This window comes from Streptomyces sp. AC627_RSS907 (assembly GCF_019049165.1).
This window is the reverse complement of sequence record NZ_JAGMUE010001029.1, coordinates 1-879: the sequence shown is the minus strand read 5'-3', so window position 1 is coordinate 879 and position 879 is coordinate 1. Positions and strand designations below refer to the sequence as shown.

The following is an 879-nucleotide window of genomic DNA, read 5'->3' as shown; positions in this document are numbered from 1 at the left end:
CGTCACGGGCCTCGGCCTCGACGGGCGCACCGCGCGCGGCCGGCTCGCCGCCGCCGGCATCGAGCTCGACACCTGCGCGCTGCCCCGGCCCGGGCAGGCGGCCGGGTACGTGAAGGGCCTGCGGCTGGGCACCGCCGCGGTCACCACGCAGGGCATGGCGGAGGCCGAGATGGAGCGGGTCGGGGAGCTGATCGGGGCGGCCCTGCGGGAGGACGGGACGGTCCGCGCGGAGGTCGCGGAATTGGCCGGGAGCTTTCCCCCCTACCCGGCCGCGACCGAACCCCGGATCGGCGACGGGAACCACTGACGCCCGCCGTGCGTCTGTCTTGAAGTTCACAGAAGAAGGTCGGACGCGCATAGGGTGTGGGGCTGTGATGGCCAGCGAAACCTCTGGGGCAGCCCGTGCGTGAATACCTGCTGACGCTGTGTGTCACGGCTGCGGTCACCTATCTGCTCACCGGCCCGGTGCGGAAGTTCGCCATCGCGGCCGGGGCGATGCCCGAGATCCGCGCCCGGGACGTACACCGCGAACCCACCCCGCGACTTGGCGGGATCGCGATGTTCGGCGGGCTGTGCGCGGGGCTGCTCGTCGCCGCGCACCTGACCAACCTCAAGAGCGTCTACGAGATCTCCAACGAGCCGCGCGCGCTGCTCTCGGGCGCCGGGCTGATCTGGCTGCTGGGCGTGCTGGACGACAAGTGGGGCGTGGACGCGCTGGTCAAGCTGGGCGGCCAGATGATCGCCGCCGGCGTGATGGTCCTCCAGGGCCTGACCATCCTGTGGATCCCGGTGCCCGGCGTCGGCACGGTCTCGCTCACCCCCATGCAGGGCACGCTGCTGACGGTGGCGCTCGTGGTCATCACCATCAACGCCGTCAAC

The 879-nt window shown here is 71.9% G+C and carries 2 pseudogenes; both read left to right on the top strand.

Annotation, left to right across the window (positions count from 1 at the left end):
• A pseudogene (locus KUM32_RS40075) lies at positions 1-307 on the top strand (hypothetical protein); the annotation flags it as partial.
• 95 nt (positions 308-402) lie between these two features.
• Positions 403-879: pseudogene (locus KUM32_RS40070) on the top strand (undecaprenyl/decaprenyl-phosphate alpha-N-acetylglucosaminyl 1-phosphate transferase); the annotation flags it as partial.